This is a genomic window from Streptococcus sp. X13SY08, assembly GCF_001182825.2.
In the GTDB taxonomy this organism is placed as follows: Bacteria; Bacillota; Bacilli; order Lactobacillales; family Streptococcaceae; genus Streptococcus.
The window spans coordinates 908,700-931,978 of record NZ_LFYO02000002.1; the positions used below are offsets into that span (position 1 = coordinate 908,700).

General features: G+C 40.4%; 21 protein-coding genes and 2 pseudogenes. 2 read left to right on the forward strand and 21 right to left on the reverse strand.

What is annotated here, in order from left to right; all coding sequences use genetic code 11:
* Window positions 1–96: 96 nt before the first annotated feature.
* The 11 genes and pseudogenes from AEX56_RS05285 to AEX56_RS05335 all read right to left on the reverse strand — a co-directional run bounded on the left by AEX56_RS05285 (window position 97) and on the right by AEX56_RS05335 (window position 11,972).
* The gene (locus AEX56_RS05285) at window positions 97–942 is read right to left on the reverse strand and encodes a MetQ/NlpA family ABC transporter substrate-binding protein (RefSeq protein WP_049618150.1); all 846 of its coding nucleotides are present in this window, start codon (window positions 940–942) and stop codon (window positions 97–99) included.
* Window positions 943–1,298: 356 nt separating this feature from the next.
* Window positions 1,299–1,979 (reverse strand): gamma-glutamyl-gamma-aminobutyrate hydrolase family protein, encoded by a 681-nt coding sequence (locus AEX56_RS05290; RefSeq protein ID WP_049618151.1) that lies wholly within the window; start codon window positions 1,977–1,979, stop codon window positions 1,299–1,301.
* A gap of 122 nt (window positions 1,980–2,101) precedes the next feature.
* Window positions 2,102–2,858: pseudogene (locus AEX56_RS09000) on the reverse strand (ATP-binding cassette domain-containing protein).
* A complete protein-coding gene (locus tag AEX56_RS05300; protein WP_049618152.1) occupies window positions 2,851–3,735 on the reverse strand; it encodes an ABC transporter ATP-binding protein in 885 nt (294 codons plus the stop codon). The pseudogene AEX56_RS09000 and the gene AEX56_RS05300 overlap by 8 nt, the downstream one beginning before the upstream one ends.
* Complete coding sequence (locus tag AEX56_RS05305) at window positions 3,735–4,568, reverse strand: ABC transporter permease (RefSeq protein ID WP_049618153.1); 834 nt, start codon at window positions 4,566–4,568, stop codon at window positions 3,735–3,737. Before AEX56_RS05305 ends, AEX56_RS05300 begins: the two co-directional genes overlap by 1 nt.
* Entirely contained in the window at window positions 4,565–5,524 is a 960-nt protein-coding gene (locus tag AEX56_RS05310) for an ABC transporter permease (protein ID WP_049618154.1), read from the reverse strand. The genes AEX56_RS05305 and AEX56_RS05310 overlap by 4 nt, the downstream gene beginning before the upstream one ends.
* Window positions 5,525–5,639: 115 nt before the next feature.
* Window positions 5,640–7,211 carry an ABC transporter substrate-binding protein gene (locus AEX56_RS05315; protein WP_049618155.1) on the reverse strand — a complete coding sequence of 524 codons (1,572 nt, stop codon included), beginning with the start codon at window positions 7,209–7,211 and terminating at the stop codon, window positions 5,640–5,642.
* Window positions 7,212–7,391: 180 nt separating this feature from the next.
* Window positions 7,392–8,108 carry a YebC/PmpR family DNA-binding transcriptional regulator gene (locus AEX56_RS05320; protein WP_049618156.1) on the reverse strand — a complete coding sequence of 239 codons (717 nt, stop codon included), beginning with the start codon at window positions 8,106–8,108 and terminating at the stop codon, window positions 7,392–7,394.
* 101 nt (window positions 8,109–8,209) lie between these two features.
* A complete protein-coding gene (locus AEX56_RS05325) occupies window positions 8,210–8,620 on the reverse strand; it encodes a peptide deformylase (RefSeq protein WP_049618157.1) in 411 nt (136 codons plus the stop codon).
* A 64-nt stretch (window positions 8,621–8,684) separates the two neighbouring features.
* A pseudogene (locus AEX56_RS05330) lies at window positions 8,685–10,722 on the reverse strand (AAA family ATPase).
* Window positions 10,723–11,267: 545 nt separating this feature from the next.
* Window positions 11,268–11,972, reverse strand: a complete 705-nt coding sequence (locus AEX56_RS05335; protein WP_049618158.1) for a MerR family transcriptional regulator — start codon at window positions 11,970–11,972, stop codon at window positions 11,268–11,270.
* 160 nt (window positions 11,973–12,132) lie between these two features.
* Here AEX56_RS05335 and AEX56_RS09005 point away from each other — a divergent pair, with 160 nt between their 5' ends.
* A complete protein-coding gene (locus AEX56_RS09005; RefSeq protein WP_053093936.1) occupies window positions 12,133–13,128 on the forward strand; it encodes a glucosaminidase domain-containing protein in 996 nt (331 codons plus the stop codon).
* A gap of 109 nt (window positions 13,129–13,237) precedes the next feature.
* Here AEX56_RS09005 and AEX56_RS05345 read toward each other — a convergent pair whose 3' ends face one another.
* The 7 genes from AEX56_RS05345 to AEX56_RS05375 all read right to left on the reverse strand — a co-directional run bounded on the left by AEX56_RS05345 (window position 13,238) and on the right by AEX56_RS05375 (window position 20,353).
* The gene (locus AEX56_RS05345) at window positions 13,238–14,353 is read right to left on the reverse strand and encodes a nucleotidyltransferase (protein ID WP_049618159.1); all 1,116 of its coding nucleotides are present in this window, start codon (window positions 14,351–14,353) and stop codon (window positions 13,238–13,240) included.
* Entirely contained in the window at window positions 14,328–17,072 is a 2,745-nt protein-coding gene (locus AEX56_RS05350; RefSeq protein WP_049618160.1) for a hypothetical protein, read from the reverse strand. Before AEX56_RS05350 ends, AEX56_RS05345 begins: the two co-directional genes overlap by 26 nt.
* 10 nt (window positions 17,073–17,082) lie before the next feature.
* Entirely contained in the window at window positions 17,083–17,886 is an 804-nt protein-coding gene (locus AEX56_RS05355; RefSeq protein WP_053093937.1) for a macro domain-containing protein, read from the reverse strand.
* A gap of 46 nt (window positions 17,887–17,932) precedes the next feature.
* Entirely contained in the window at window positions 17,933–18,631 is a 699-nt protein-coding gene (locus tag AEX56_RS05360; protein WP_049618161.1) for a class I SAM-dependent methyltransferase, read from the reverse strand.
* 168 nt (window positions 18,632–18,799) lie between these two features.
* Window positions 18,800–19,153 carry a ribosome silencing factor gene (gene rsfS, locus AEX56_RS05365; RefSeq protein WP_049618162.1) on the reverse strand — a complete coding sequence of 118 codons (354 nt, stop codon included), beginning with the start codon at window positions 19,151–19,153 and terminating at the stop codon, window positions 18,800–18,802.
* Window positions 19,154–19,169: 16 nt separating this feature from the next.
* Window positions 19,170–19,772, reverse strand: a complete 603-nt coding sequence (yqeK, locus tag AEX56_RS05370) for a bis(5'-nucleosyl)-tetraphosphatase (symmetrical) YqeK (RefSeq protein WP_049618287.1) — start codon at window positions 19,770–19,772, stop codon at window positions 19,170–19,172.
* Entirely contained in the window at window positions 19,772–20,353 is a 582-nt protein-coding gene (locus AEX56_RS05375) for a nicotinate-nucleotide adenylyltransferase (protein WP_049618163.1), read from the reverse strand. The genes yqeK and AEX56_RS05375 overlap by 1 nt, the downstream gene beginning before the upstream one ends.
* A 210-nt stretch (window positions 20,354–20,563) precedes the next feature.
* Between AEX56_RS05375 and AEX56_RS05380 the strand changes: the two genes are divergently transcribed.
* Complete coding sequence (locus AEX56_RS05380) at window positions 20,564–21,274, forward strand: GntR family transcriptional regulator (protein ID WP_049618164.1); 711 nt, start codon at window positions 20,564–20,566, stop codon at window positions 21,272–21,274.
* Between the two features lie 235 nt (window positions 21,275–21,509).
* Here the strand turns inward: AEX56_RS05380 and AEX56_RS05385 are convergent, their stop codons facing one another.
* From AEX56_RS05385 to AEX56_RS05395, 3 genes are all read right to left on the reverse strand, one after another.
* Window positions 21,510–22,241, reverse strand: coding sequence for a GntR family transcriptional regulator (locus AEX56_RS05385; protein WP_049618165.1), 732 nt, complete (start codon window positions 22,239–22,241; stop codon window positions 21,510–21,512).
* A 117-nt stretch (window positions 22,242–22,358) separates the two neighbouring features.
* Window positions 22,359–22,811 carry an NUDIX hydrolase gene (locus AEX56_RS05390; protein ID WP_049618166.1) on the reverse strand — a complete coding sequence of 151 codons (453 nt, stop codon included), beginning with the start codon at window positions 22,809–22,811 and terminating at the stop codon, window positions 22,359–22,361.
* Window positions 22,812–22,821: 10 nt separating this feature from the next.
* The gene (locus AEX56_RS05395; RefSeq protein WP_201776490.1) at window positions 22,822–23,265 is read right to left on the reverse strand and encodes a GNAT family N-acetyltransferase; all 444 of its coding nucleotides are present in this window, start codon (window positions 23,263–23,265) and stop codon (window positions 22,822–22,824) included.
* Window positions 23,266–23,279 lie beyond the last annotated feature (14 nt).

Below are 23,279 nucleotides of genomic sequence, written 5' to 3' on the forward strand. Positions count from 1 at the left end.
CAATCTCCTCCTATTTCCATGCTGTCTCTATACGAATTCAAGGAGCCAAGAATTCTCGGCTCCCCTCTATCTATTTCATTGACAACCACACTATTTTTACCAAACTGGCTCATCCGTACCTTGTGATGTTTTTTCAATCACTTCTTTTACTTCTTCAGTGTGATAAGCATCAATAACTTTTTGGATAGCGTCTGCTTTCGAAGAGTCTTTCCAGTCTTTTTTAGCTGCAATCACATTGTACCATTGTTTTGAATTTTCATCTTTTTGCTCTTTATAGAGAGCATTTTCAAAATCCAAACCAGCTTCTTGGACGAAAGTGTTATTAACAACCGCTGCCGCTACTGACTCTAATGAAACCGCAGTTTGACTAGCATCCAATTCAGTAATGGTCAATTTTTTTGGATTTTCTTTGATATTAACAATCGTTGCTAGCTCCGTTCCCGATACATCCAAGGTAATCAAACCTGCTGATTGGAGAAGGTAGAGGGCACGACTTTCATTTGTCGCGTCATTTGGAACAGCAATTTCAGCACCTTCTGGAATTTCAGTGACAGATTTATATTTGTTTTTACCATTCTCAGTGCCTGAGTAAAGACGAATTGGAGAAATGATGGTATCGGCAATGGCAACCAAGTCTTCCCCGTTTTCTTTGTTCCAGTTGTTCAAGAAATTATAGTGTTGGAAAGCATTGACGTCCACTTCACCTTCAGCAACTGCCAAGTTAGGTTGTGAGTAATCAGTGAATTCAGTGAATTCCAATGTCACATCGTCGCCTAAAATCTCTTTGATTTTGTCCCAACGAGCTTCTTCTGTGTCACTTAAACCCATAACCCCAATTTTTACCACATTTGCATCTTCCTTTGAAGCTCCTGCACAGGCTGCCAAACTGGTCAATGACAAAGCCGCTACCGCCGCAAAACTAAAAAATTTTTTTAAATTCATAACCTTTTCTCCTTTAAGATGTAACTGTACTTATCTTAACACAAGATAAAGATTCTGTATAATAGAGATTTTTTAAGTGGCACTTAAAATTTCTTTATCCTCTTTTTGTAATATGTATAGTTAAAAACTATATCAAAAAAAATATAAAAAAGGCTGGGACAACAGCCCTGCCTCGCTTCACTTTTAGAGATACAACAGTTGGACATAGTGGTTGATTGTTCAAATGTATGAGAAACGTTTGAAGCAGGAGTAAAAAATTTTGGAAATAGCCTTTTTTAGGTCCAACACCTCTAAAAAAGTGGAGACAAGATCGGAATCGTTATTTTATAACGATTAATCAATTTTTTGTCCCACTCTCACAATTCATTGACAACACACTCAAACAGGTTACGACTGCAATCGCACGTTTTGATCAGAAACTCTGGATGCCATTGGAGTCCTAAAATGCGCTTTCCTTCGTATGCTTCAATCGTTCCGTCACGCGGATCCCATGCTGTTGCCACCAAATCTTCCCCCAATTGCTTGATACTTTGCTGATGAAGGGAATTGACCTGAACACTTTTATTAAACACTTGAGCAACTCTGCTTTCAGGCTTAATTTCTAAGCCATGTGAAGTCCCAAATACATTTTCCTGCCAGTGGTGCTCGATGGATTGATAAAGACTACCACCTAGTGCTACATTCAACAGCTGCATACCCCGGCAAATGGCAAAAATGGGTTTTCCTTGCTTGAGAGCTTCTTTAATTAATGCCAGTTCGAAAGCATCCCGTTCTGGCGAGTAATCTTCACTAACGATGACTTTTTCCTCGCCATAGAGTTCTGGTTCTACATGCCGACCGCCTGATAAGGCTAATTTATCAATCATAGCCACATAGTCCTTAGCTAAATCAGGATGTCCCACTGGCAAGACGATGGGCAGACCACCCGCCTCCTTGATATTTTCAGATAGGTCCTTAGCGACCGCTACATACTGGATGCCAGACATAGCTGGCATTTCCTTTTCATTTCCTGAAATTCCTATCACTACTTTTGCCATGTCTAGACTCCTTTCTTTTGACTTATTTCTATCCTAACACTCCCAAAAGCGTCTGTCTAATATAGATTTTTTAACCCATGATTAAGATTTTTAATAGAGAAAAGTACAATTACTAATGGAGATTATACCCTATTTCTTCTAACAAAATGGGCTGGCGCGACTTCCACCCAATCAAACTCCGCAGTCAATTCAAAATCTTGAATATAAGATAGCTGGTATAGGGGTGCTGAGGACTTTTAAAGAGCTCTTTGGCTGGAGCTAGCTCCACCAATTTTCCCTTATACAGCACCGCAATACGATCTGAAAAATGCTCCACAACGGTCAAATCATGGGAAATAAATAAATAAGACAGGTTAAATTCTTCCTGTAAATCTGAAAGCAAATCCAAAATCCGCGCCTGAATGGACACATCTAGTGCCGAAGTCGGCTCATCACAAACCACAAACTGCGGACGACTGGCTACCGCACGCGCAATCCCAATTCGCTGGCGCTGACCGCCACTGAAAGACTTAGGACGTTTGTTGACATCGTTACCCGTAATTCCCACGCGTTCCAAAAGATAGCGAGCACGTGCCGTTGCTTCCTCCTTAGGCAAGGCATACAAGGGCTCCTTGACGATAGATTTTTCAAATCTACCTCTGTCAAGCCAGTATAGTCAATGACCCCAGCCGTCGGGCTTTCCAGACCTAAAATTAACTTAGCAAGGGTGGATTTCCCGCTGCCAGATTCACCGACAAGCCCCAGCGTTTCTCCTTTGTAAATGTCTAAGGTCACACCATCCACAGCAACCTGACGTTGCTCTTGTCCCAGAAGATTTTTCTTGCTGTAGACCTTCTCGACATCCTTAACACGGATGAAAATTGTTTTTTTCTCAGTCATAGGTCACCACCTTTCTGACACGATGGGTAGGAGAGACAGCTATTAGCTTAGTTTCAAAACCTTCTTCTACTAATGCAAAACGATCCGCCTGCTCATTCAGCTCTGCTTTATTTTCCAATCGCGCTGCTGTCAATAATTCCTGTGTATAGGGATGAAGCGGATTATCAAAGATATCGTCCACGGTTCCTTCTTCGACGAATTCCCTTTGGTGCATAACCTTGACCTCATCACAAAGCCCTGCTATGACACCAAAATCATGGCTGACAATGACCACCGTCAAACCAAGCGTTTCTTGCAATTCTTTTAGAAGTGCCAAAATCTGTGCCTGAATAGTCACATCCAAAGCAGTTGTCGGTTCATCCGCAATCAGAACTCGAGGATTGGCAAGAAGTGCCATGGCGATAAGAATCCGCTGGCGCATACCCCCTGAAAACTCAAAAGGATATTGCTTGAGCCGAGCTTTTGGATTGGTGATGCCCACGCGCTCCAAAATAGCGAGAATTTTTTCATCTGCCTGCTCCTTAGAAAGATCTGGCTGAAAACGATGCAACACTTCTTCTAAATGATAGCCGATTTTGCGTAGTGGATTGAGAGAAGTCATTGGGTCTTGAAAAATCATAGCCACAGGAATTCGTTTTTGCACTGCTATAGGCTGACCTTCAAAATCCATCTGGTCATAGGAAACTGTCAAATCTTTAGGTAATATCCCCAAGATAGATTTCATGGTTAAACTTTTTCCGCTACCAGACTCTCCGACAATTCCAGTGATTTTTCCTTTGGGTAAGCGTAAATCAACACCCTTGACCAATGCTTTATAGTCTTTTTTTCGCTCTTTTCCGATCTGTAAATTGGAAATTTCAATCATATAATCGCTCATCAATCTACCTCCCGTTGCAAACTATCGCGCACTAAATCACCAAGATTATTAAAGGAATAAATGGTCAAAAGAATAAACAAACCTGGCAAGATTGCCATGTATGGTGCACTCTGTAGCGTCGTTTGTGCGTTTTGCAAAAGACTACCCCACGAGGCCAGAGGTTGCTGAATCCCAATTCCCAAAAAGCTGAGTGCTGATTCGGTCATGATGGCAGAGGAAATGGACGTCGTTGCAGCGACAATCAACGTCGGTAATATAGCAGGCAAAATATGGCGACGAATAATCACTGATTTTTTGACGCCGATAAATTGAGCATATTGGACATAATCATGCACTTTTGCCGCCAAGGTTTCCCCCCGAATGAGACGAGAAATAGACATCCATGAAAAACCACCTATCACGATAATGATCGTTGACAACCCTGACTGTAAAAAGACACTCAGGACAATCACCAACACCAACCATGGAATAGATGACAAAACATCTACGAATCGCATAAGGAAGCTGTCAATTTTACCACCGAAGAAACCAGCGATAATTCCTACTAAACTACCAATCAAAACAGATGCTAGCATGGCTAAAACACCGACCAAGAGAGAAATACGTCCGCCGTAGACCACACGTATAAAGTAATCACGCCCAATCTGGTCCGTTCCAAATAAATGTTCTAAACTGGGTCCCTGATTCATAGCTACCACGTCTGTTGCATTAGGATCAATGGGAATAAACGGAGATGCGATTGATAATAGAAACAAAACCACTAAAAAGGCAGCAGAAAAGAGGTAAAGAGGCGAGCTCAGCAGTTCTTCTTTTAAACGTTTCAAAAAGCTCATTTGGCACCTCCTCTGGTAATTCGGGGGTCAACAATGGAGTAGAGTACATCTGCCAAGAGATTTCCCAAGATGACTAAGATGGCTGATAAGAGCATGACTGACATGATGACTGGATAATCCAAAGCCTTAGTAGCAGAAGTCAAATAAGGTCCCACCCCTGGCCAGGCAAAAATGGTCTCTGTGATGACCGCACCTGCAACCAACATAGGAAGCGCCATCCCGATTTGCGTTACTATAGGAATCGAAATATTACGGAAAATATGACGACTAAAAATATCCTTACGATGAGATTGGAAAGCCTCCTGCACCGTCACATAATCCTTATCCACCTCGATGATGGCAGATGTCCGGATATAGCGCAGCAAGCGTGGCATGGAGGCCATAATCAGTGTCAAGTAAGGTAGAATAAAGTGGGCCATAAAGTCCCCAAGATCCCTTTCTTTTCCAAGCGTGTGCATACCGATAAAAGGGAAAAATTTGAGACGGTAGCCAAATAAATAAATCAAAATCATGGCAAACCAGAAAGTTGGCACTGCAATGCCGACCGATGCAAAGGCATCCACTGCCTTATCCACCCACTTTCCACGATTGGCTGCGGCTAAAAGCCCTAAAACAACAGCTAATAACAGAGCTGTCAAATAGGCTGGTAAAACCAGTGATACCGTATTAGGAATTTTTTCCGCCAAATCCGCAGCGATACTGTGCTGGGTAATCATGGAATTTCCGAAATTTCCTGTCAAAATATTCTTGAGCCAAATAAAATACTGGGTCAAAAAAGGTTGATCCAAACCATGCTGCTGGCGCAAAATCGCCACTTGCTCTGGCGTCATATTGGGTGTCGTCAAAGAATCAATGACATCAAAAGGCGCCACTTGAATCAAAGAAAAGACGATGAAGGATATGAGTAGCAAGAGCGGAATGGCCTGCAAGATCCTTTTAGCAATAAATTTTAGCATAGATACTCCTAGATGCTTTTCTCTCGCAAGCCTTTAAGCTCTGCTATTCTCCAAATCCAAAAAGGAAAGACGAGAGAAACTAGAAAGGAGGATGGGAATTCCCAGCCTCTCCTTCTTATTTGTTGATGGTTAATGTTGAAGGGTTTTCAAAGGTATAAATTGGTACCAATCCAGCTTCTTTCACACCTGAGATACGGTTATTGACAGCGAGGACCTTATTGTTATCGACGATTGGGTAGATAGCCGCCTCATCAGCTAGAGCTACCTGCAAGTCATCATAGATAGCTTGACGTTTCTCCTTGTCCAATTCGACCGCACCTTTTTCAAAGAGTCCGTCGATTTCTGGCGAAGACAATTTGAAGTAGTTTGAGCCGCCTCCTGTCTTGAAGAGACGAGCATATTGATCTGGGTCGTTCCCCATGATGTAGCCTCCCAAGAAGAGATCGTAGGCTGTTGGCCCTTCCTTGCGTAATTCTGTGAAGAGGGCTGTAGAGTCACCACCGGCCAATTCAACTGTCACACCAATTCTTGACAACTGCTCTTGAATCAAGGTCGCTTGCAAGGTTTGAGCTGCGTCTGATGAATTGTAACCCAAGTTGACTTTGAGATTGGTTACTCCTGCTTCCGCTAATAATTTCTTAGCTTTTTCCAAATCTTGGTCGTATTTTTCAACGTCTTTTGTCGCGTATGGATTAGCTACTGGCAAGAATGAATATGGAATCTCATAATATTTCTCGTCGATATAAGCTGCTTGATCCATATCTTTTTTATTGAGGGCAAATAGCAGAGCTTGACGCACACGTACATCTTTCAACTCTTCCGTAGATGTGTTCAGTCCCATGTAGCCGATGCGATTTTCAGTATAAGCATACGTTGTAATGCTATCTTTATCTAAGTCTTTTACAATACTTGGGAGAACGAAGGCCGCATCAACCTCTCCTGTTTGTAGTGCCACTTTTGTCGTATCTGGGCTAGAGATGATGCGCATCACAAATTTGTCAATCTTTGGTTTACCTTTGTAGTAGTTCTCGTTGGCTTCAAAGCTAAGGTATTCGCCATGCTTGTAATCGACTAGTTTATATGGACCGGTCCCTACAGGTTTATTGGTCAATTGGCTAGCTGAAAAATCAACCTCATCATTGTAGACATGTTCTGGAATGATATAGGTTTCTGTGACAATATTGTCCAGCGCAGCGGCTGATACAGATGGTAAGATGAATTTGACTGTATAGTCATCTACTTTTTCAACAGTCACTGCTTTGCCATTAATCCAAAGACCATCTGACCCACCATTTTCTTCCTTCACTTTTTGGTTATAGGTAAAAATCACATCATCCGCATTGAAGGCTTCACCGTCAGACCATTTCACGTCCTGACGCAATTTAACCGTAATACTGAGACGATCTTCGGCAATCTCGTAGCTGTCAGCTAACTCATTGACATAGGTCCCATCTGCTTCCACGCGCACTAGCGGAGAAAAAATCAGATTGCTCATTGTCAAGCCCCAACGATCACTGGTATTAATCGGATTGGTTGAACTTGGGTCGCCATCGATTGTGTATGTAAAGGTGTCGGAACTTGCCGCCAAACTTGATGAGTTACTTGTATTCGAAGCACCACCAGCGCAAGCTACTAATGTCACTGCTGTCACTGTTGTTAATAATCCCGCTAAGATTCTCTTTTTCATCAAAGACCCTCCCTATTCGTTTATAAATGTAATCTTAACACCTTTTTCCACTTTTTTCTAATATATAGATTTTATCAAGCCTTAAAAAATGCTTATATGGATACGGGAAGGATATTTTAGGAAATAGTAGAGATAGTAAGCAAGAAAAAAACCAGCCTTTCGGCTGGTCTTTCATATTTATTAAAATCCTTCGACGTTTGTGTAGATTTTTTGAACATCTTCATCGTCTTCAAGGGCATCATAGAGTTTCTCGAAAGTAGCAAGATCATCGCCTTCCAAGACCACTTCTGATTGAGGAATCATTTCCAGTTCGGTTACCTGAAATTCAGCTGTTCCTGCATCTTGCAAGGCTAAAATAGCTTTGTGAAGGTCAGTTGGTACTGTATAAACAGTGATGGTCCCGTCTTCTGCTTCAACATCGTCCACTTCCACATCTGCTTCCAAGAGTTGCTCAAAGACACTATCCGCATCATCTCCTGCAAAGACGATGACACCTTTGTTATCAAAAAGATAAGATACTGAACCACTGGCACCCATGTTCCCACCATTTTTACCAAAAGCAGAGCGAACATTTGCTGCCGTACGGTTGACATTTGAAGTCAATGTATCGACAATCAGCATGGAGCCACTTGGTCCAAACCCTTCATAACGCCCTTCCACGAAGGTCTCGTCTGTATTCCCTTTTGCCTTGTCAATCGCTTTATCAATAATATGCTTTGGAACTTGCGCTTGTTTTGCTCGATCCACAACGAATTTAAGTGCACCGTTTGTCTCTGGATCTGGATCGCCTTTTTTAGCAGCAGCATAGATTTCGACACCAAACTTAGCATACACCTTTGAGTTAGCTCCATCTTTGGCAGTTTTTTTGGCAACAATATTAGCCCATTTACGTCCCATGGGAATTCTCCTTTTGATACGATTTTTCTCTTGAAAATAGCAGAGCTATTTATCAGTAACGCTTTATTATACCACATCGAGGGATAATTGAGAAGATAGAACTAAATAATAATCCCTTCCAGATGATCCAATTCATGCTGGATGATTTGGGCTGTGAAATCTGTAAAATCCATGGTCACTTCTTGCCAATTTTGATTCAAAAAGCTAACAGTAATCTGCTTGTAGCGGGTAGTTGGACGGAGACCTGTTAGAGATAAGCAGGATTCTTCTGTTTGATAAGGCTGTGCTTTTTTGAGCAGATGTGGATTGTACATGACTAGGTTGGTAAATCCCATATCCACTATAATCATACGCTTTTTGACTCCAATCATATTGGCTGCCATGCCGACGCATTCATGCTGATGAGCTTGTAGGGTATCCATCAAATCACGACCAATGGCTAAATCAGCTTTGGTCGCTGGCTCAGATACTTGTTGTAAAAATAGCAGGTCTTTCATTATCGGTTGAATCATTTGAAACCTCTTTCCATCTCCCATTATAGCAAAAAATTCACCTCCAAGGAGGTGAATTTCATATTTAGGCAGCTTGAATGACGACTTGACCATCTTCCATATCAGCCTTGAGTTTCTTAACATCTGTATGGTCCAGATAAAAATCAGTCACTTTATCACGGATTTGATTTTCGATCACTCGGCGGAGTGGACGAACACCCATGGTCTCATCATAGCCCTCTTCAATCAAATGATCCATAACAGATTCACTCACTTCTAAATGCAAGTCTTTCTTGGCAAGTGTGTGATTAACTTGGTCCAACATGAGTTCAACAACAGCTCCCAAGTCATCTTTGGTCAAACTGTGGAATTCAATGACCGCATTGAAACGATTGAGAAATTCTGGTCGGAAATAAGGTGCAATCCGATCCATGATTGGAAGCTTCTCTGTTTCCTCTGAAGCCCCATAGCCAAATCCAGCATTTGAAGTGGCAATGATGACCGTATTCTTGAAGTTGACGGTATTGCCTTGACCATCTGTCAAATGTCCATCATCCAGCACTTGGAGGAGAAGCGTGATGACCTGTGGATCTGCCTTCTCAATCTCGTCCAAGAGGACAATAGAGTAAGGATTGCGGCGCACACGTTCCGTCAATGTATGGCTGTTATCATCATAGCCTACATATCCTGCAGTCGTTCCGATGAGCTTGGAAACTGCCATGCGATCACTATATTCAGACATATCTAGGCGGATGATAGCATCCTTGGTGCCAAACATATCCAAAGCTAGCTGTTTGGCCAATTCAGTCTTACCAACCCCGGTCGGACCGACAAATAAGAAGGAACCGATAGGTCGATTGCCTTCGTCAAAACCAGCACGATTACGACGGATAGCACGAGACACAGCTTCTACCGCCTGGTCTTGTCCAATGACCTTACCTTCCAAGCGAGTTGCCATCTCTTTGAGACGTTCGATATCAGAAGCACCCATTTGTGACACAGGAATGGTCCTCAGTGTGATTGGCTACTTGTTTTTCCAATTCTTCAATGCGCACTTTAGCTTCTAAGGCTTTTTCGTAATCTTCTTTTTCTGCGAAACCTTCTTGTAGAGCTTTTTGATGAATGATTTCAGCTTCGATAGCCTTAACATCCGTGACAGGATGTTGTGCTGCTAAGTGAGCGGAAGTCATATCCAAAAGATCAATTGCCTTATCTGGCAAACTGCGTTGTGGAATGTATTGAATAGAATAATCCACTGCCGCTTTCAAGACTTCATCTGGCAAGAGCACATTGTGGTGTTCTTCATAGAGGGAACGAATGCCCTTCAAAATAGCCAAAGTATCCTCTGCCGACGGCGCATTGACTTTAACCTCATTGAAACGACGAGCCAGCGCAGCATTTTTCAAAATGGTATTACGGTACTCGTCCTGTGTAGATGCCCCAATCAGAGTCAAATCGCCACGTGAAAGGGCAGGTTTCAGAATATCCGCCAATCCCTTGGATCCAGAATCGCCACCAGTTGATCCCGCACCTAAAATTTGATAGATTTCATCAAAGAAGAGGATGATATTGCCAGCAGACTTGACCTCGTCCATAAGGTTTTGAATATTTTCCTCAAAAGCACCACGGTACTGAGTGCCTGCTTCAAGACCAGAAATATCAATACTGATAATTTCCTTATTCTTGATAGAAGCTGGTACATCCCCCGCAACAATAGCTTGTGCCAATCCTTCTACGACAGCCGTTTTTCCGACGCCAGCATCCCCGACCAGAACTGGGTTATTCTTGGTTCGACGTGCTAAAATCTCAGCTGTTTCTTTGATTTCTTTATTGCGCCCAATTACAGGATCAAGCTTGCCCTGACGTGCTTCTTCTGTCAGATTGGTGCCTAACTTAGCTAAGATGCCATCTTCTTTCATCTTTCCTTTTTGGGAAGAAACTTTTGCTTCTTGCTCTTGTGGCAACTGTCCAGTCTGACGATAGATAGCAAACTCCTCAGGTGTTACCTCTCGTCCATTGATTAAATAGCGCTTGTTTTCAGAACGATAACCACCCATATTGCCCATGAGTTGGTTGAAAATATCGTCCATATTGTTAAAATTGTTATTAAAGTTGTTGTTCATAATATTACCTCGATTTGTTAATATGTTATGTCAATTTTTAGATCTGATTGTTTGTTTTTCGTCGTAGCTGTCAAGGTTTTCTACGCCTCCTAGGCTATGAAATTCCTTGTCAGCCTGACGGGGGTTCGTCGACGAAATCAAAGATTTCCGACTCACCTCCTGACCAAAACTGACCTTTTTCTTAAAAATAAGAGAACTTTTGTTCTATAATATTCTATGTTATCAATAAATCACTCTCACCGAATTTTGAAAACTGACTTAAATTGACCATTGCGATAAAAAGTTGATCACCACCACTTCATTCTACGGAAAAACTCTATAAATGATTTCAGGCAATTGATCAAACTGACCATCACTGACCTTTTCTTTAAAAATATAAGTGTGCATCGTTTTTACCCCACTTTCTATCAGATTTTTCCAACCTTATGATACTAGTATACACCTTTGGTCAGTAAAGGTCAATAGATTTGCCTAGGATTTTTTAAAAATTTTTTATCATCAAAAAACCAGCCCTTTTAAGAGCTAGCTAGAGTTAAGAGGCTGGTTTACTGGCAACAATGAGCGATGGCAGAGCTGACAAAGCTTGCTGTTCCCAGTCCACCCGCTTGGTCAATATTCTGTTTAAAGCTCTCATCTTCGACGTACAAGCTACCGAGTCCAGCTAGAATTTCATCGGTGCATAAGTAAAAATGTTCGGTGATGTAATCTTGCAAACTCTTGACTTGTTTTTGAACGCGAGAATCGCTGATTTCTCGATTTTTCATTTCACCAAAGCCTGAAAAAATAGCTTGCATTTCCTGTTGAATGACTGAGTAACTCGCTTTCTGTTCATAGTTGATATAGGCGGTCGTATCTCCCCAGCGTTCTTTAGCTTCTGCTTGAAGATCATCCAATTGCGATTTGTCATAAGCTGTAAAATTCATATTATTTCCTCCTCTTTGTAATGCCTTGGCATGATTGATAACGCCTTCCAGATGACGGATTTTTTCTTCTAAGAAGACAATCTGCTGATCTAGCGCAGCGTATGAATCAAAATCTTCGGCATCTAAAATGTTTTTGATGTCTTTGAGAGGAAATTCCAACTCGCGGTAGAGTAAAATCTGCTGCAGGCGTGCCACATTCCTATCGTCATAGAGTCGATACCCTGCAGGTGACATATTAGCAGGCACTAGTAGCCCGATTTTATGATAATGATGCAAGGTTCGTACGCTTACCCCGCTCATTTGACTGATTTCTTTTACCGTTTTCATGGGACTCCTCTCCATGAAGCTTGCGCCTCATAACTCTAGTATATTCTATCACGTAATGTGAGGGTCAAGAGAAAACAATTTATTTCCTAACACAAAGGTATTGAAGGTTCTCCAGATAAATGCTAGAATTAGTCTTACCGAATTCTAGAAGGGGAATATCATGAAGAAAACCTTACTTCAAATGGGAATTTTAAGCGGCTTATTGTTTGCTTTTCTCGTTGTTCACGCTAGTGTTTCCGCTAGTACTGGCCTCTATCGCCTTTACAATCCAGACTTAAAAGTGCATCTCTATACTAAAGATACAAATGAATACACTGTATTAGCAGGTCGTGGTTGGAATCAAGAAGGTTTAACTTGGAATACAGCAGACCAAGGTGGAGAGAGTGTCTATCGCCTCTATCACAATGGGCTAAAAGTCCATCTTTACACCAAGGACATCAATGAATACAATGTGCTTGCCACTCGAGGTTGGAGCCAAGAAGGCTTTGCCTATAACTCTTATGGAAGTCTTCCTATCTATCGTCTCTACCATGAGGGGATGAAAAAACATCTCTATACTCGTGATAGGAATGAATACAATGTCCTTAGCACGCGCGGTTGGAATCAAGAAGGCATCGCCTTTTATGGCCTGACAGAAGCAGAAGCTATCGGTCAACAACAAGTCCAATTAGAGCAAGGAAAAGCAGACTTTCTAGCACGCATTCAACAAGGTGCTCTAGATGGCTGGTACAGTAACGGAATCTTACCATCTATTTCTGCAGCGCAAGCAATTTTGGAGTCCGGATGGGGAAATTCAGCACTCGGTCAGGCACCTAATTATAATTTATTTGGTATCAAAGTCAGCACAGATTGGACAGGTGGACAAGTCATTCTCCCTACCAAAGAATACAAAGATGGCAAAGCAATCATTGTTGATGCCGCTTTTCGAACTTATAGCTCTTGGGATGAATCCATTCGCGACCATGCGAACTTCTTTACCTCTACAGAATGGCGTAAGAATCGCTACCAAGCTGTCTTTGGTCAAAGAGATTACAAATCCGCAGCAGTTGCTTTGCAGGCTGCTGGGTACGCAACAGATCCTGAATATAGCAATAAACTCATTAGTGTAATCGAAAGATACGGTTTATATGAGTGGGATAAACTCGTCCTCTATTAATCACTAACCTTAGGTTGAGCCAGACTTGACCTAGGGTTTTCTTTTACACAAAAACATCTAGTCCATGGACTAGATGTTAGAGATAATGCATATTTGAACAAAGACATCCTCACATTTGGAGATGGCTGATTGGCTTTTTTTTCACTTGAAGAGGCACGCGCCCAAAGGTTTGTTCTGGCATGGCAGGATTGCCTAATTGATAGACACTATCCGCCTGCTGGGTCAACAGATCCCAAGGTTGACTACCAATCCGGCTGACCAGTTGAACCAATTTTTTTAAAGTCTTGAGATGTTCTCGCCCCTTTTCACTAAATCCCAGTACGTGAACAGCTGTTGGCAGTTGGTTTTCCATCGCTTGCACTAAGACATAAGTCAAGATACGACGCACTCGTGCCCTAGTATAGCGCTTGGTGGCAACTTTCTCCACTAGCTCTTCCACCGTCGCTGCGCTCCTAATAGCAGAGCGAAGTCGATTGGCTACTTCTTCATTCACCTGAAAAATCTGGGTCAAATCTTGATGGGTCAAAATCTGATAGCGGAGCAGGACAAAATAATCCTCCCATGTTACGCGTGGAGAAGACAACAGCAACTCTGCTGAAGGCATGGCAGTCGTTACAAACTCACTGTCCGTAATGTGTTTTCGAATGGCAGTGGCCGAAGCAATTTGGCTCTTTTCTTCCGAATGAAAGCCTTGCCCAGTCCGCTGAATGGGCTGGAGCTGAATCGACCTACCAGCGCAAGCTTTTGCATAGGCAAGCCCTAAGATATGATTTGGCGTGTCACCAGAAAACTGAATGCCCGCAAACTTGTCCCACATGAGCAGTGTTTTCTGTGGGTAGGACAGCTCTTCTGGTAGCGTTTGAAGATAAGACTCCACGGCTCTGCCATGCTCCTCATAGACCTGTGAAATGTGAGCATAGTCCAGAACTTCTTCTGTGCCAAAAGCCAGACGCTGAACACCAAGCTGCGAAAGAATATCCACCGTCCCCTGAGCGAAATAGTCAGCCGACTGCACGGAGACCAGAAAAGGAAGCTCCACCACAATATCAGCACCATTTTCAAGCGCCATCTGTGCTCGTGTCCATTTATCAATGATGGCAGGCTCTCCCCGCTGCATGAAATTGCCCGACATGGCAACAATCTTGAGACCAGACACCTGCGAAAGCAAGTACTTATGCCCATTATGGAAGGGATTAAATTCAGCAATAATTCCTGTGATGGTCATGAAGGCTCCTTTCATCCAGAACTTCTGCTCTTTCTCTTACAAGGTAATGATTATCTCGCATCGCTTTTGCTAGCAGAAATTTTTTAAATTCAATCTCTGCATTCAATATTTCAAAATTTGATAATATAACAAGTTTAACCTCGCTTGTTGCCATATCCCAATAGATTGATATTTGATTTAAAGCCAACTCATTTATGCATGTGAATCGAGTTAAGTTCATTAAACAATATATCGCTAATTGTTGAAGATGAATTGATTTAGAATTTAACGAATATCTAGAAAAATAAGAAATAGCCGTTAAAACTTCTCTGTCCACATCATTAGGATGACTGTTTTTCAAGAATCGAATAACCACTTCTAGACTACGATTACCCTCTCTTTCTTCATCACTTTTCATCATTAAAAGTTGGTTAATAAATAATTGATTGTATTCCTTATCGAAAATACTTAAAAATAAAAAAAGAGATAATTTTAAAACAGCCTTTGTATTTCCTAAACCAAACAGAACATCTCCGTAATCTTTGAATTCATCTATATTAATTGACTTGATTTTATCAATCACTTCTTCAGTCCAGTTTATTGAATATACATGTTTAGAATAGAGAAGCATCAGTAGCTCCACAGCATGAATTTTTTCACCTATTTTCTGTCTGTCTACAGAAATTGTCACTAAACACGTCTTTATAGCTTTGTTCAACATATTTGGTGATAATACTAAATCATTCTGCTTTATGATATTCCTAATCGTTCCATAGTCATCACCACCATATGAGTAAACTCCGTTTAAACCTTGATTTAGATTATCTTTATCAATTCTATCCAAAAGTAAATCTATAAAATCTTCTGCTGATTCTTGGTGATTCAATTCTAATAGATAAAACTCTTGATAATGCTTTGTATATCTTTCCTCCAGTATTCGTTCCAATTCTTTCATATCAATCGCAGCTTGTTTACTGAAGCAAATGATCGCATCACCAAACTTATCATATGGATTAGCATCTGCTTTGTCATCATCGAAAACAGACATTAAGTAGCCAAAAATTCTATTTTGTTCAGTTTTCGAAAAATTGCTATAGTCTAATCTTCCCATCACATCAAAAATACTACGATAAAACCTTCTGAGTTTACTTTTGAAAATAATATCAATTATTGGTATAAAAGACTTATTTTCCAAGCGAATAAGCACTTTTTTCAAAAAAGAGAAAACATAACTCTCTAAATTTAACGTTGGAATTTCTTCTCTTAGCCACTGAATAATATAACCAATGAGATTTAGTGCTTCCACATCAAAAGTCTCTTTATTTAAATAATCCGAGAATTCAGTCATCATTACCAGCAAAGCTTTATACCGTCTATATATATGTGGAATATTTCTAATGCTATCAAATACCTTAGTGATATCTCCATCGGAAATGAATAACTGTTGCTCTGAACGGTAAGCCATGTGTCGCTTCAATTCCTTTCTATCACCTTCAACAACCATTAATCTCACTAATTCCTTTTGAATATCATAGTCAGAATACACTCTATTTAACATACTAAATGTATCAATCAAATCTTTAATAAAAATAGACAAATGAGTAATTGAGCCATACAGTAATGCCAATAGAAAAATTTCTTGTAGATAATCAAACATGCCCATGTTCTGAAGATTAAACTGGGTATTACTATTTAAGCTCCCAAAATACACTTTATTTAGTTGTTCTTGTAATAATTTCTCTTTACGATCTAATAACGGAAAGTGTAACTCTTCTTTTCTGTTGTCAATAAAAAGTTGACCTTCATTTTCAGAATGCCATTGATTATTCAAATTATCATTTTCATTAATAACAGTTCTCAAATCAATAGCAATATTATTTGCAATCCATAGTGGAATATGAAAATCGTCCGCAGACTTTCTTAGAATATCAGATAGAAGTGTAATCGTCCGTTCAAAATCTTCTTTTAAATAAGACTTCATCACCTCAAATCGTAGTTCCAATATCCCTTTAATCGGCTCACTATGTAATTCTAAAATATCTTTCACAAGTTTATCAAAACTAAGAAAATCAAATTTTCTTAGTTTTATTATAGCTTTAAAAAATTGTAACAAGCGCTTATCGAATTCAGAAATTTCCAACTCAGGATTAAAACTTATTCCAATAGTACGCATTATATGATTCGAAATGACACTTGTTTTTATAGAATTCTTAAGAGAATAGCTTTGAGCATCGCCGTTAAATATAACTTCTGACTCGGTCTCATTTTCCTTCTGCTGAAAATTTTTATAGCTATACCTCTGAACAATGTCTGTATTAATCGCTCCAATGACTTTTTCTGGGATATCTCTAAAACATTCTACAACAATATATTTTGGATGTTGTCCCCCATCTAAGCTTTTTTGCAAGTCTGTCACATTATTATTTGATTCAGAACAAAAGAAATACAACTGATATAAATCTATTTTTTGAGCTTTTGTTATTTCATCCATTACTGTCTCTGAAACTCCATCAGCATTATCAATAATACAAACAAATAAGTCAGTATGTTCTAATTCTAATGTATATGCTTCTCTAGAAGGAATTGAACTTGCAGGAGCTTCCTCATATACAAAGGGCTCAATTAGCGGTAATTTATTTAATTCTTCAAAAATTTTATTACGAATATCTCGATATTTTCCATCGCATTTTGAACTAACAAAAACGCTTAACGGTTTACGCACTTTTCCATTTCCAACCATAATTACCTTCCTATAGGATAGAAACCCTGCTTCGAGCTTGCTCGGGCAAAACAATATTAATATTACAGTTAATTTTCTCTTCATTTAGTTGGAATAGTTTCAACATAAAGTCCAACAAAACTTGTTCGTCCGCATAAGCAGACAAATGCCCACCACCAATCAACGGGAGATAAGTTAAAAACACCTGAGACCTCTTATCAATGTATTCTAAAATTGCACTCATGCTATCTGAGTATTCCTTCTGTGAAACGCTCGCATGTAAATCAGAATCAAATTTGCTAAAACCAACTAAAAAGTAATTGACATTTTCCACTGTAAGTTCAACTATGGAACCCTCTTTATAACGCCTTAGATTTCCTTTGCTCTTCTTTTTAGTGTCAAGTAATTCAAATTCACATCCTCTTTTATAGAGCTCATCTTGAATATATTCATCCAAACACTGTTCCGTAAACCTACCTTGTTCGTACAAAAGTTTAAGTAACTTTCCATGAAGTGTATTCTCTGAAATTAAATCATTATCTACTACCGTATCAAAGCAACGATTAACAGGGATTATAACATTATATCGACTAATATCTTGTAATTGTAAAGTATTTCCAAACATTACAGATAATTCATGATTATTGTGGAATTTTGAAACAACTTTTTTATTTTTGAATACAGCAAACAAATAAACTAATATTAAAACAAGCACTAATATAAATAGTAAGACAAAAGAAAAGTTTACTATATTTTGCAAAAGCTTACTTTTATCTTCATTAAAAATTTCTTCGAAAGAGAAAAATGGAGAAATCAAACCTATTATTGATAACATAGTTGATTACTCTAACCCCTCATATCTATAAAATTTTAGAAAATTTTTACTTCTCACACACAAAAAACCATCTTTTACTTGTCTCAGTTGGTTCTTTGTCTTCAGAGTCGGCATAGAGTTTGAAGGAGCTAAATCCTGCTTGCTCCAGCAGGATGTCATAGGTCAAAACGTCATAGGTCCGTTCTTCGTGGACTTCATCAAAACGGGTAAACCGTCCATCTTCATCTTGGATAAAGAAGGTTAATTCATGGACAACCGAGTGTGGCGCCTCATCTTCGTAGGAATCCCAAATCATGGCAAAATCATCCGCATTTTCATGGTAGGAATAACCTGGAAAAACCTCATCTATCTGGTAGGTCGAATGCACATCAAAGATGAAAACACCGCCATCATTTAAGGCATTGTAGACTTCTTTAAAGACATCTCCCGCTTCCACTTCATCCTGCATGTAGCAGATGGAGTCCGAGTAACAAGTCACAAAATCATACTTCCCAGCTCGCGACAGATCCAGCATGTTTCCTTGCAGGAAATCCACCTTGACTTTGGCAGAAGCGGCGCGCTTTTCCGCCACATCCAGCATTTCTTGACTAAGGTCTAAGCCCGTCACATCAAAGCCAGCTTGCGCAAAGCGCACAGACTGGATGCCCGTCCCGCAAGCCAATTCCAGCAACTTTTTCTGATCTTTTGTTTTTTGTAAATGGCGGAGCGAAAAGTCAGTCCGCAAATCGTAGAGACTGTCGTCCATGATAGCATCGTAGACAGATGCGAATTTTGACGATGTGTTCAGACACACAAGGAAATCTATCTTCTCAACCCAGTCTTTAGCACGTGTTCAAATATATCCTGAACAAGCAGCCGTTATATTCCTTTCATCCAAATTTCATACAGAAAAACAGCCTTACGACTGTTTTTGTTACACTAAATAGTTTTCTACATCTACAACTGGAGTGTCATGCCAGAGTTTTTCAAGGTTGTAGTGATAGCGTTCGTCTTCTGAGAAGACATGTACCACAACGTCATTGAGGTCTAGGAGCACCCAGCCTGTTTTGCTGTCGCCTTCGATGTGACTAGCATCACCACCAGCTTCTTTAACTTTTACACGGATATTTTCTGCGATAGCTTCCAATTGACGGCTGTTGGTTGAACTCGCAATGACAAAATAGTCTGCCAAACTCGTCAAGCCTTCCAAGTCAAGAGCTACAATATCTTCTGCACGTTTTTCATCCGCAGCCTTAACCACGATTTCTAAAAGTTCTGTTTTGTTCAAGAGTTTACTTCCTTTTTTATTTCTTTTTTGTATCTTTTAAATACTTCACATAAGCATTATAAGTTTCCAAGATCTGTGGGTAAATAGGTATGCCTTTACTGGCTAGGTGAGCAATGGTATGGGCTGTTTCGTAAGCGACAGCTTGATCCAAATCTTGCTTTGCGATAGCGCGTGCCTCATCCACATCTGGAAAATCTCGCCCTGGTTCAATGTAATCTGCGACATAAAGCACCTTATCAAGCAGTGTCATCTGGCTAGCACCCACCGTATGACGCTCAACAGCTTGTAGAATCTCATCATCTTCTAATCCAAATTCTTGACGGATGATATGGGAGCCTACCATGCCATGCCAAATATTATTTCCCCAGTTTTTAAGGCCCTGATCCAATCCATACTGGTCAATGATGTCCAGAAAATCTTGGTCTGGTCGTTCTTTTGCATAGTCGTGCAAAAGGGCCGCTAAGCTTGCCTTGGTCGCATCTGCATTGTAGCGCGCAGCTAATTCCAAAGCTGCCTTTTCCACACCTAAGACATGTTCAAAACGTTTTGGGCCCATAGCGCTCTGCACCTTTTCCAAAAGCTCCTGTCGGCTCAAATCAATATAAGCACTGTAATCCATCATAGGTAGAGTCCTTTTTCTTCGATGTAATCCAGCACATCATGAGGGAGAAGATAATTAGGCATCCGTCCTTTTTTGATGAAGTCACGCACCATGCTAGAGGAAATATCCATGAGGGGCACATCCACCCAGATGATGGGATAAGAAGTCCCAGCCTTGTAACGCGGACGTTGCACGCCGACAAACTGGATCATGTCCACCAATTCATCAATTTTGTACCATTTTGGCAGGTAATCCACCATATCCGCTCCAATGATGAAGTAATAATCGGTGTCAGGATTCTTCTCGGTCAAGATTTTCATGGTATCGTAGGTATAGCTAATACCGCGACGCTCCAACTCAATAGTTTCAATACCAAGTCCGTCCACTCTCGCTATAGCCATTTTGAGCATGTTTAGACGATGCAATTCATCAATGGTCTTCTTCTTGTCCACATGAGGTGGGGTAAATTCTGGCATGAGCAAGACCTCATCCAAATTGAGCTGCTGGCGCACCTGATCTGCCACCACCAAATGGGCATTGTGGACCGGATTAAAATTTCCACCCAAAACGCCAACCTGTTTGCGGTTGGGATTCTTCATTTCTGGTTCTAATTCAACTTTTGTAAAAGATCAGTAAAAAGAAAAAAATGATTCTCATACATGGAAAACTGTATATTTGCTTTAGGCAGAATGTTCTTTCAGCATCCCACTCTGCATGGATATGTCTAAAAATGAAATCAAATTCTTGCTTTTTCTATGAAAAATTTTGAAATTTCATTGACAAGTTAGTATAATAAATTCAAGAAAATGATGAAAGCACCAAAATACCAACTGATTCAAAATGACTTAAAACAACAAATTGTGTCCGGTAAATTTGAAAACGGAGATAAATTCTACACAGAAGCAGAATTGACCAAACTCTACAACGTCAGCTCTATTACAGTTATACGGGCGGTTAATGAGTTGGTTAAAGATGGCTACTTAATCCGAAAACAAGGAAAAGGCACCTTCATTTCGCGGCCACGAAAGGGTAAATTGGTTGAGTTTTCCGATATTGAACTCTTCTCCCCTAACACCGATCACGTCCATGTTCTTTCATGTGAAAAAGGAAATGACCCTGCCATTTTAGAAAAATTAGGTCTGGACAAGCAAGAAATTTACTACAAGATTGTCCGCCTTCGTACTGCAAATTCTAACCCTTATCTGTATCATCAATCTTATATCCCTACGCGCTATATCCAAAACCCTCAAGCACCGCTGGAACATTTCAAATCCCTCCACCAACGCTTTAAATTGGATTTTAACATTCACATGTCTGAAGAACCTTACACTGAAAGCAACGAAGTTGTTTTTCCAACACCAGATTTTGCGGCTGAGCAATTAAAAATGGAATCACAAGAACCCGCTATTTTCCAGACAAAAATGACCCAATCGAGCACCAGCGATGACATCTTAGAATACGTTGAAAGCTACAAACACTGGAAATTCTTCAAATTTGAAATTAAAGCGAATAAACGATAAAAAAGACTAGAGACAAAATCCGTCATTTTGAAGAAATGCGACTTTGTCTCTATTTTATTTTTTTAGATGTTCGCCCTAAAAAAGTCTATTCTCAGGACTTTCCACTCCACCTCCGCACAGCTCAACAGTTCAATGGCACTTTTGAGAAAAGTTTGGGCTCCTGATCACTGTGCACTTTCGAAAAATCATTTTAAAAGAGTTGGGAACTGTTTTTTGTCCCAAACTCTTTTTCATGCTATTCCCCGCGGCGATGATAAACCTTGTAGCGAAACTGGTCCGCACGCGCGATACTAAGCGTATACTCGATGATGATGTTTTTATCATTATAGGCCTTACGCCAAAAATGCAAGACAGGAGTTCCACCCTTAATTTGAAGCCAATGTGCTTCATTGTCCAAAGCCACACTAGCATAAAACTCTTCCTCTGCCAAACGGATATGCTGATGGTAATCCTTCTCAAAAATCTCATAGAGAGGCTTTTCTTCCAGATCTTGCTGCGTCAAATCCACGAAATAAGCAGCTGGCACATAGGAACGCTCCAACATGATAGGCATACCATCCGCCAAACGCAGGCGTTCCAGCTCAAAAACTAAATCTCCCATATTGATTTGCAACTCTTTAGCCACTTGCTCAGAAGCCTCCGTTTGAATAAAGGATAAAATCTGAGTTTGTGGTTTCTTGCCAATCTTGCGCATCTGCTCTGTAAAGCTATACGCCGACGACAAATCCCAAGCTGAACTTGGAATTTCTGAGACGCAAGTACCCTTGCCATGCTTTTTATACACCAAGCCCCGCTTTTCCAGCTCCTGCAAGGCCAAGCGAACCGTTATCCGACTGACTCCAAAAATTTGAGTTAATTCTCTCTCAGATGATAATTTCTCATTAGGAGACATGGTGTCTTTCATTTGTTTTTCCAAAACATCCACCAGCTGTAAGTACAGTGGACGCTCACTTTCCGAATCAAACATCAGAAATCTCCCTCTCTTTCATGGTTGTAATCACATTATAAGTTTGTTTGAAAGCTTTGGCAACCGATTTTCAACTGAGTTTTTCCTTATAGAAAAATAGCAGAGCTTCTTTTAAGATCAGGCAATCTCGTTTTGAAAGACAGGTTTGCTGAAAGGTTTGAGCCTCTTGTTCAAAGAGGTGTGACATTCCTTGAAAAAATGGAAGAAATGTATGTCAATCCCATCTGCTATTTCCCCATCATCCAACTGCTGTGGTCCAGAAAAACTCGTGATGCGTGCAAAGAAGGCATGATGATATTGAATGAGATTTTTACTTGCTCGGTAACCCTCAATGGTCGGTAAGGTCGCGATAATCTGACAATCAAAGCCCGTTTCTTCAAACACCTCGCGCCGAAAACCAACTTCTGGACTTTCCCCTTTATATAGGCCTCCATCAGGAAGCACAGAAAAATGATACTTTTTGTATATCAGAATAATCATTTCATTCTTTTCATTGATGACAACTCCACGAGTCGCGTGACGGATGGTAGGGTTAGAAAGGGTGCATCCTATATCTCCGATTTGATACATAAAAGCCCCCCTAGATTCCAAAAGCCGAATCGTACTGAATGACTCCCTCGTAGTGACAATTTTCACTGTCAAGAGATTTCGCCATGAAATAATCATCAGGCGCTTCAAATGGCGCTAAAATCCCAATTTGGCTAGCTGGATAGTATCCAAAACGACCATAGTAAGCTGGATCTCCCAAAACAACAAGCGTTTGATAGCCTAGTTTACTAGCGCGGTGGTGTGCTTCTTCTACCAAAAGTGTCCCAACTCCTTTTCCCTGCCATGAAGGTAGAATTGCTAATGGAGCCAAGGCTAAAACAATTTGATCACCTACTTTCGCTTCTGTCAACAATACATGACCTACTAACTGTTCCCCATTATGAGCTACTAAAGATAGACTCGGTACATAGGACGGTGACTGACGCAGGATAGCAACCAATTGATGCTCGTTTCCATCACTGTGCTCGGCAGTCAAAAAACTTGGTAAAC

Bases quoted from the DNA above. Each gene is read 5' to 3' on its own strand.
- AEX56_RS05350 (WP_049618160.1), bottom strand. From the start codon at position 17,072: ATGGTTGGAAATGGAAAAGTGCGTAAACCGTTAAGCGTTTTTGTTAGT.
- AEX56_RS05375 (WP_049618163.1), bottom strand. From the start codon at position 20,353: ATGAAGAATCCCAACCGCAAACAGGTTGGCGTTTTGGGTGGAAATTTT.
- AEX56_RS05325 (WP_049618157.1), bottom strand. From the start codon at position 8,620: ATGATTCAACCGATAATGAAAGACCTGCTATTTTTACAACAAGTATCT.
- AEX56_RS05285 (WP_049618150.1), bottom strand. From the start codon at position 942: ATGAATTTAAAAAAATTTTTTAGTTTTGCGGCGGTAGCGGCTTTGTCA.
- AEX56_RS05360 (WP_049618161.1), bottom strand. From the start codon at position 18,631: ATGGACGACAGTCTCTACGATTTGCGGACTGACTTTTCGCTCCGCCAT.
- AEX56_RS05290 (WP_049618151.1), bottom strand. From the start codon at position 1,979: ATGGCAAAAGTAGTGATAGGAATTTCAGGAAATGAAAAGGAAATGCCA.
- AEX56_RS05385 (WP_049618165.1), bottom strand. From the start codon at position 22,241: ATGTTTGATTCGGAAAGTGAGCGTCCACTGTACTTACAGCTGGTGGAT.
- AEX56_RS05390 (WP_049618166.1), bottom strand. From the start codon at position 22,811: ATGTATCAAATCGGAGATATAGGATGCACCCTTTCTAACCCTACCATC.
- AEX56_RS05335 (WP_049618158.1), bottom strand. From the start codon at position 11,972: ATGAAAACGGTAAAAGAAATCAGTCAAATGAGCGGGGTAAGCGTACGA.
- AEX56_RS05345 (WP_049618159.1), bottom strand. From the start codon at position 14,353: ATGACCATCACAGGAATTATTGCTGAATTTAATCCCTTCCATAATGGG.
- AEX56_RS05355 (WP_053093937.1), bottom strand. From the start codon at position 17,886: ATGTTATCAATAATAGGTTTGATTTCTCCATTTTTCTCTTTCGAAGAA.
- AEX56_RS05320 (WP_049618156.1), bottom strand. From the start codon at position 8,108: ATGGGACGTAAATGGGCTAATATTGTTGCCAAAAAAACTGCCAAAGAT.
- AEX56_RS05315 (WP_049618155.1), bottom strand. From the start codon at position 7,211: ATGAAAAAGAGAATCTTAGCGGGATTATTAACAACAGTGACAGCAGTG.
- AEX56_RS05300 (WP_049618152.1), bottom strand. From the start codon at position 3,735: ATGAGCGATTATATGATTGAAATTTCCAATTTACAGATCGGAAAAGAG.
- AEX56_RS05310 (WP_049618154.1), bottom strand. From the start codon at position 5,524: ATGCTAAAATTTATTGCTAAAAGGATCTTGCAGGCCATTCCGCTCTTG.
- yqeK (WP_049618287.1), bottom strand. From the start codon at position 19,772: ATGGATTACAGTGCTTATATTGATTTGAGCCGACAGGAGCTTTTGGAA.
- AEX56_RS05305 (WP_049618153.1), bottom strand. From the start codon at position 4,568: ATGAGCTTTTTGAAACGTTTAAAAGAAGAACTGCTGAGCTCGCCTCTT.
- AEX56_RS05380 (WP_049618164.1), top strand. From the start codon at position 20,564: ATGAAAGCACCAAAATACCAACTGATTCAAAATGACTTAAAACAACAA.
- AEX56_RS09005 (WP_053093936.1), top strand. From the start codon at position 12,133: ATGAAGAAAACCTTACTTCAAATGGGAATTTTAAGCGGCTTATTGTTT.